This is a genomic window from Pseudomonas sp. P5_A12, from assembly GCF_056400685.1.
On sequence record NZ_JBFUKU010000238.1, the window covers coordinates 1 to 8092 of the forward strand.

The window sequence follows — 8092 nt, forward strand, 5'->3', positions numbered from 1 at the left end:
GCTTGGTGAAGATGCCACAGCTGCAACCCTTGGCGTACAACGAGCTTTGACTCTGCCAAGTAACCAGTTTTTTCCTTTTGCATGATCTGCTCCGCTAAGCAACTGAATCGTCAGACGTGTTTAGACGCCTTAACGACGTCCGGACATCGGACGCCGCTCACTATCATTCAAAGGCCGGAGGACTGAAATATCGAATCCCCCGCGAAACTCGCGCGCATTGAACGGCGGCCACAACAGCCCCAGGCTTAACGATGAGATACAGCAGGCACCACAGCCACGTCAGCACCTCCTCGAGGTACGCATATGACTAACTCCCGTTCATACGTGCCGACTGGATCAGGCTCGTGATCGCCGCTATCCGCCCTACGTGCGATACGAACCTGGAAAACGAATGGATACAAACCGTGGGTCACGTGATGGCTCAAGAGCCGAAGTGGGGTATCAGAATTCGTGATGCTTAAATGCATTTCAACTAAAAAAGACTCACACAGCTAAATTAAGACCGATTGTTCATTTACCAAAAAACTGCAGCTTAGTAGAATTGAATTTTCTCCAGCGCAAATATTTATTGAATTTTTCAGCGGGGATCAATATTTTTCTCAAAGAATTATCGACCACCAACCCAGATGCCTCGACCAAAACGTAATCCTTAAACTCTCCGAGCAAAATTTCGACCATTTTAAACGCATCGCTTAAGTCTTCCTCACACAAATCCTCCTGTACAACCACTTCCGACCCAAGAAACGATTTCCGCTCTAACCCCTCAACTTCGCCGCGCATAAACCTAACCATATTAGTCAACTCCAATATCCTCAACTTCAACTTTCTTTCAACTACCCTGTTATCGGGAGCTCCAGGTGCCGCCATATCGCTGGCATGGACTCCCATCCATTCATCTAAAAGGCAACGATAGCTTGTGGTTTTCAATAAATTTGTGTATGAAGTTGACAATTGGGAAACATCGAACGCTAAACCATCAACTGAAACTTGCTCAATGAACAACGATCTTTTTTCCTCAGTTATTATTTTAGCTACATGCTTTGCTAAATGAGTTATACACCTACAAGCATATTTTTCATCGGTGCACAGGCGCAGAGCCCGAGTGAGCGCATTTGTCGTCCACACCACCCTTTGCGCTTGATATCTTGAAAAGTTACTGACCTTTGAAGACCTCATCAACCGCTCCAATACCACCAATCTGAATTGACCGTTTTACAGCTAGATATTCATGCCAGTCCGAATCAGACATATTAATCAATGATATCAACGCGTCTAAATCAATCGCATTTAAATCCATTTGTTGACGAATGATAGACGCCAGATAAACTTGAGGGTTCGAGGGCAAAGGAGACATAACAGCATTATAAACATCACCTTTTTGCGCAAGCATTAATCGTATCGTCCTACTTACTTTGAACTTAAAATCGTCGGAAATAAACTGAGGAAATTCACACACCTGTTGAAGACGAAGAAGGAAATTACTAACTTCAGAGGAGGCAACATTTTCATGAATTAAAGGGTCATTGATTCTTGCACCTAAATTCAAGTACTTACCTGAGGACTTCTTTTCAGCCTTATCACGAATCATAACATCCAGAGAGCGCTCAACAAGATACCAACCTAATAGATCCTCAGCTGCTATCTTTAATTCTTGCTCTAAAGTCGCAATATCGCCCATATCAAAATCACGGTAACCTTTGATGTCAGCTATTTTTTTCTGTAAAGAAATTAATTCCTCTGCTAATTGATGCCTCTTCGCAGACACAGCATAAATAAAGTGCGTTGAAAAAATAGCAACACTACAAATTGAGCAACGGTTGGCCCCACCCAGCATAGCGACAATGTAATCAGGGCAGACAAAACCATACAAACAGATATGTGTTGAGCACGCTAGCAATGAATTAGAAATATCCGTGGATATCAATCTCAAACCATCATATTCACCTCTATCCCTTCCATCGCCCACTCCATAAATCGTGGTTAGTCCATGCGCACTTACGAACCCATTCAACCTCCCAGCTTTTTTGGAAGCCAACAACTCAACAACAAGGTCAGCAGACGAAGAGAATTCAGCAAAAGGGGTAGCTACTTTCAATGGATCCTTAAAATTGTAGGCGCCCGACATCCTTTCGATTAAGGAAAGGTCACCACGATTGTAATATGCTGCCGATCGGGGAGTCTGCCCAGTCGCTTTGCTAACTATTTCAGCACTTTCATGCTTTAAAAGCTCAGTTAAAAATGTTGCGCGAGAACCATGCGGTGTTACACGAACCCTCAACGATACGGGAGTGTAATCCACTCCTTTGATTTGCGAGACTTTCGCGACGTCATGTTTATTTTCCTTGCCGACCCATTCGTCCCACTCATAATATTTTTTACCCTGTGCTGGAATAGGTATGTAGGCTACGACTTGCATTCCAGGAACTAAAGACTTCAACCACACTTGAAAGCTTAATGCGGTAAACCTGTGAATTCGATTATATTGATGATCTGTTAACGGATAGCCACTCTCTGTATCCTGGGCAAATAAACACTGTACCTTATCCCATTTCGACAGAGATCGGCCCTCATAAGGCACTTCATAATCTAATGCAGCGCACCCATTGACCTTAACCATTTTTTTACGCCACAAATTTTGCACATCCAACAACGAAATCACTATAGAGCGGCAAAACACCGTGAACGGTTGTTCGTATAACTTATCGGTATTAATATATAAAACATCAACACCGTAAAACTCATCAACCCTACGACGCGCATGCGAATCATAACTACGTGAATCAAGCCACTGCAGATTTTGCCCCCGCAACCCACCTCTTTGCATCACAAACGGAAAAATAAATGAAGCAGGATTGAAATATACGCTGCCATTCCATAGAGCAAATATCAGACATCTATGATCTAGCTCTAGAATGGGTACAGCAACGCCATCCATGTATACATAAGGGATATAACCCAAACTATTAAAACTCAAGAAACACTTAAGCCTTTTACAATCCTCAATAGATCTCCAGTACATTTCAGGATTATCGTCAATGTGCGACGAAATTGACAATAACGACAGCAGAAACTCGGCATTTAAAATCTCCACCGTCCCCTCAAGAATATTTTTGGTCGTATGCTTTCTTTTTTTAGTTTTCTCTTGAATGTAGATTGGCTGCACTAGCCGAATGCAACCTGGATGATCTGGACGGTGAAGAATTAGCCATTCAAAAAAAAGCTTCAAGTTGTTAGTAACTGGATAAGCACATGAATACCCTAGCGCATAGCTAAACTCGAGAAAGGTTGGCGGCCTTGCAACAGAAGACATTGATTTGGTTCGGTAGTAGACATAACCTAGAAACCTACTTGGACTTGATGGATATTCATAATCAGATGGATTATTCTCGTCAAACCACAGCGGCAAAAAAATCAGCAAATATACATTCAATCTTCCGAAAACTGTTAGCCAAGGCGAGTCATCTTCGTATTTACAGGTCGACAGATAGTCATCTTCTAACTCCAGCCAAACTTTGAATGACTGACAAAACTCACCCCGCATACCCCCCAACAACTCTTCGAGGTTGGTTACCCGTAAATCAGGAGATGCGTACCGAGTCATGTGTAGAAGCAACCCCTTGCCTTTCAACTTGGAAAATAAACTCAGGGACGACGGGCGAGCAGAAAAAATTTTAGTTATTAATTCTCTGCCAGCTTTTGGAGATAAAGTTCTTTTGCCTGGACGAATGATATTTTTTACGGTCGAAACATCAAAATTTAATCGACCAGGAAAAACCCTGCCAACATGTTCAATTATTTGTAGAAATGGAATTGATGAAATCTTCCGCCTTCCAGATGGCCAAGTAAACTCATCTCGCTTATCTCTCCACTCTAGCAAATCGTCAAAAGCTATATCCTCTGGGTATTTCCAACTCGAAGCCAACACTATCTTAATAGCGACATCCCTAAGTCGCTTGGCCTTTTTTTGTGCAGAATTAATGCTATATCTACTTCCTTCCCCCACAATATTAAATGTGTTTATCTCAAGAAAAGATCGTACCAAAGGTGTGAAACAGTCAACCTCTCCTTCAAAATTATCAATCCAGTATCCTAGAGGTCTCGTAAATACATATGGCAGCAACAAAGCTCGCGATTTATACAAATACAACAAAAGTACCCGACACCCCGTTCTGAAAGAGTTTCTAAGATTGCCTTCTCCGAGTGACTCTAGCCCCAGATACTGGGTAAGCTGAAGTTCGTATGCTCGATCTGATCTGCGTCGCGCCTCAACACAGAAACCGAGCAGAATATTAAGAAACTCTTCCGGATAGGGAAAATCATCTCCTCTGCGTCCAAATATTATTCCGAACCCCCATAAATCACTATTTGCTTTTCGCTCTCTTTCAAGATCTATGGTTAAGGAAAAGGCGAAAGACAGGGCTTTCACCAGGTCATCTCCGGTTTTTAARAACAGGAGTTCTTCCGTTAAATTTATCATGCCGCATCACTCATAAGCTCCGCATTCTCAGCCCTTATTAATTTCAATAAGGAATCAACACGTCCTGTATGATACTTCAACATATGCTCGTTATAGCTAACCCCACTGATATTATCCACATTAAAGAAAGCGCCTGCCAACTTAGCCTCCAAGATCTCACGATCTACGATTGAATAAATTTGCACTGACTTGAGCGTTGCCTGCCCAACTATCAGCATGATCTCTTCATCGCTAAGCCCAACACCTTCCGAATGAACGATAAAGTTCTTTAAAAAAACACAATAACTATGCCTAAGGCTATGAAGTTTGAATCTGTATTTTATATCAACATCATCCCCTAGCACTTTTGCAGCAGCCTTTTTGAAGGGAATAATTATTTGATCCTTGTAGCTGCTAAATCGCAACGGTGCACCATCGCGAGTTTGAAAAATAAAATTGTGTGACGCACCTAAATCACACTCATACTTCCAGTACAACTCAAGATACTTAAAAAACAAACCACCATAAGGCTCTATCAGAAGAGTATATCGGGTTCTTCGCCCTTTCCAGCTCAGCCTATTAAAGTCGCCCTCACTTATTCCATTATAAGAGTAAGCAACGCTTTCTCTCGTCAATGGATCAATGGCATATACTTTACGCCCATCAATATCAACATCATCAAAAAGAACCTGAAGAGCTTCTGATGCTCTAAGCCCTGAGGCAGCAATTAATGACCATAGCGCCGCATCTCGGTAACAGGAAGCTCCCGCTATCAGATTTGAGATTTTGTCTAATGGGAAACACTTCGTGTCGTCCACTATATCTGGAATTGGATCTCGATTTGGAAGCCACTTGTAAATCTGACGCTTTTTGCCAAAATTGTTTTTCTTGAAATGCGTCCGTAGATCAGCACCATTGAGTATCAATATCTTCCTTGATATGCCGCAGAGCGCCCTCAAAATGCTTATTTCGTCGCCGATCGATAACTTTCTTAATAGCGGCGCGTTAAGTTGATTAGCGTAGTTATCGCTCAACCCAATAAACTGAGTAATTGGAACATGATATCCAATCGCTGTTTTTATCTTGACCCTTCGATTCGGCCTGACTTCACTTATGTTTCTAACCACACTATCATCTGATCTGCTCCCATAAACCAAATATGAATAGTAGCTATCACAAAGAAATGTTGCGTTAATTTCGTTAACACCCCCTAACACCTCAAACCCTATGTATAGATAATCCAAAAACTGAGAGACCGCCCTCGAATATTTTTTGACACTGTTCGATGACATCCCCACATCAATCAAATCCTCCAAATAACTCCTATAAGATATAAACTCATTACCGATGCCTTCATCGTCAATGAAGATCAACTTTGCGCAATCTCGCCCATGATACAAAGTTCTAAAGTAGCTAAAATTGATATTCATATTAGCTTGACCTTTTTTCTGTGGCTTTCGCATACTCTAAGACATGCTCGCCTCCACCCTATATCGAGATATCGTGGAAGAATAGACGTGCAAGATTAAAATACTTTAGCTACATATAACGCTCTAATTCATTGTTGCTCCAGATTTACCGTACCGCTCAATCAATTCACCCAATCGCACACTATCCACCGCCTCACCATTACATTCATGATTGGAGACCATATCAAATAACGCGTGAATGACAGCTTCTTCGTCAGGAATGATTGCCTGAGCATTACGGAAAAATGCAGTTCTTAGTCGCTGCCCCGCAGCGACCTGTCTCACCAATATTTCGAGTCGGTGATTCTCTGGGACATTCGCAAATTGAAGTGCTCGTGGAAGAGATGCTATCTCGCCTGAATAAATTGGTCGCAAACGGTGCGAACGGCTCGGGTGTTTCCGGAACCACAGAGCATCAGCTGTTTTCCAAGGTGTATCCCTCAATTCAACGCTACTAGGGGCAAACGGAACTCCGCCTCTTTCCATCAACTCATCGGACATTTTGTCTATTGCTGACACGCCGGATTGTAAACTGCTTGTAGCTGCCATAAACGCATCGATGTTACGGTTAACGTAAACTCCCGAACACATCACGCATTCAAGTTTTCCCACACAGCAATCACTCGTCAGAACAACGCGATTATTAACAGCTATACCTCCATAAGTTCGACAATTGTGTTGCAAGTCCACTCTACAGATTCCGCAGACACCCCCTGACTTATTTAACACTTTAGTAAACTCTTTTTGGAACCATCGACGACCTGATCTATTCATTGGATATTTACCCTTGTTAAGGCATACCGTGTGAGCATAGATATATTGACCAATAAATATTTACCGATAAGCATCCAAACACACAAGAAAATTTCGCAAAGTTTTAAGGCGCGCGCATACGATAGCGCTCGACTTATGCCTGTGAATTAAAAGTTCAATAGCAGCTTTATCGGACAAGCGCCTATTGTTAGACACAACGACTTCGCTCATATCGAGGATACTCCTCATCAAGTAACGGTTTGGTTTAAAACCCTACTCATATCAACGGTTCGTAACAACATGACCAGCAGTACTCAGGCTAGCTTTAACCTTCCGCTTTTTCCAGTCACTACACTGCGCCTGGATCACCGCTCAATCGTGTCAGAATGTCAAAATCCATCAGCCTTAGTTAAGAGAAAGAGCTCGAAAACAAGAGCCCCCATACATAACATTTGACGCTGAAAACCTAAAAACCATATAGCTCTTGTGCAAAACTAACAACTGTATGTCAATATCTTGCTTTCGTTACAACCGGGGCAAGCTAAATCAGTAGCTTACGAGCCGAAAGCTCGGCGTGTGGCTCTGATAATTGTTTTGAATCATAGAGCTTATTGCTGGACAATTTTTTATGAAAACTTTCCATTGAAGTTCACACTAACACCCACGTATTAGAGCCTCTCGTATAGTCAGAACGCCGCATCAAGGCCATTGTTGTTGAGCCAGCAGCCATTCGTCGGATCGCCCGCTCTCGTGATTTGACAGAAGCTCACGGACGTCGCGCTCGGCGAACGCATCATGCTGCGAAGCAGCATCCAGTGATGGAATGAGATCTATAGTGGCCGCATGCTCGTTGAGGTTAATGGCTGGGTACTCACCCCTTCTCAATGACTGTGACACACTGGACTAATGCGATTACTGCAGGTCGCCTGATGGTAGAGTCGGGATACTCGAACGCTGGCAGCGCGACGGGGCCGATCCTGTCGAACTACTGAGTACCTAGGGACGTGAACAACTCGAACGCTTGCTCATTGCCCTCTTGGCTTCCATGCCAAACGGCAGGTGAGCGTTTGGCCACTTCAGTCATCTCGAAAGCTGCATCCAAGATTGTAGCTATGACATCATTTTCATCACAGACGGTTGCCGCCAAGACTTGGTAGGTTTACCAGGATTTTTAACCTGCAATCCGGGTAACTGCCAATCTGCGATGCAACCACAAATTTAAACGGCCCTGCGCTCACCAACTGCTCAATGTACCAATCGAATAGGTAGTGCGCGGCTTCCGAATAGGAGTAACAAATTGCTGAACCGTCCCGACAAAGACGCGCTCCGCGCAATGCTGGAATCGCAAGTTCAAGAAAAGCTGCAGCACGATCCAGACGCGGTAACGACTTATGCAGCCCAGCCTGTCCCTGAC

General features: G+C 43.2%; 6 protein-coding genes. 1 reads left to right on the plus strand and 5 read right to left on the minus strand.

Annotated elements, in window-relative coordinates; translation table 11 throughout:
* Positions 1 to 510: 510 nt before the first annotated feature.
* From AC1DSG_RS23725 to AC1DSG_RS23740, 4 genes are all read right to left on the minus strand, one after another.
* Positions 511 to 1176, minus strand: coding sequence for a hypothetical protein (locus tag AC1DSG_RS23725; RefSeq protein ID WP_477793068.1), 666 nt, complete (start codon positions 1174 to 1176; stop codon positions 511 to 513).
* The gene (locus AC1DSG_RS23730) at positions 1154 to 4426 is read right to left on the minus strand and encodes a hypothetical protein (protein WP_477793069.1); all 3273 of its coding nucleotides are present in this window, start codon (positions 4424 to 4426) and stop codon (positions 1154 to 1156) included. The genes AC1DSG_RS23725 and AC1DSG_RS23730 overlap by 23 nt, the downstream gene beginning before the upstream one ends.
* Positions 4427 to 4473: 47 nt before the next feature.
* Positions 4474 to 5886 carry a tyrosine-type recombinase/integrase gene (locus tag AC1DSG_RS23735; RefSeq protein ID WP_477793070.1) on the minus strand — a complete coding sequence of 471 codons (1413 nt, stop codon included), beginning with the start codon at positions 5884 to 5886 and terminating at the stop codon, positions 4474 to 4476.
* A gap of 123 nt (positions 5887 to 6009) precedes the next feature.
* Complete coding sequence (locus AC1DSG_RS23740) at positions 6010 to 6615, minus strand: hypothetical protein (RefSeq protein ID WP_477793071.1); 606 nt, start codon at positions 6613 to 6615, stop codon at positions 6010 to 6012.
* Positions 6616 to 7621: 1006 nt separating this feature from the next.
* Here AC1DSG_RS23740 and AC1DSG_RS23745 point away from each other — a divergent pair.
* Positions 7622 to 7678 (plus strand): hypothetical protein, encoded by a 57-nt coding sequence (locus AC1DSG_RS23745; protein WP_477793072.1) that lies wholly within the window; start codon positions 7622 to 7624, stop codon positions 7676 to 7678.
* 127 nt (positions 7679 to 7805) lie between these two features.
* On the opposite strand, the gene AC1DSG_RS23750 is transcribed toward AC1DSG_RS23745, so the two are convergent.
* The coding region (locus AC1DSG_RS23750) for a hypothetical protein (protein ID WP_477793073.1) at positions 7806 to 8092 on the minus strand (287 nt) is incomplete at its 5' end.

What these genes read in the sequence shown, in the direction of transcription:
- AC1DSG_RS23735 (WP_477793070.1), bottom strand. Translation starts at nt 5,886, where the DNA reads ATGAATATCAATTTTAGCTACTTTAGAACTTTGTATCATGGGCGAGAT.
- AC1DSG_RS23725 (WP_477793068.1), bottom strand. Translation starts at nt 1,176, where the DNA reads ATGAGGTCTTCAAAGGTCAGTAACTTTTCAAGATATCAAGCGCAAAGG.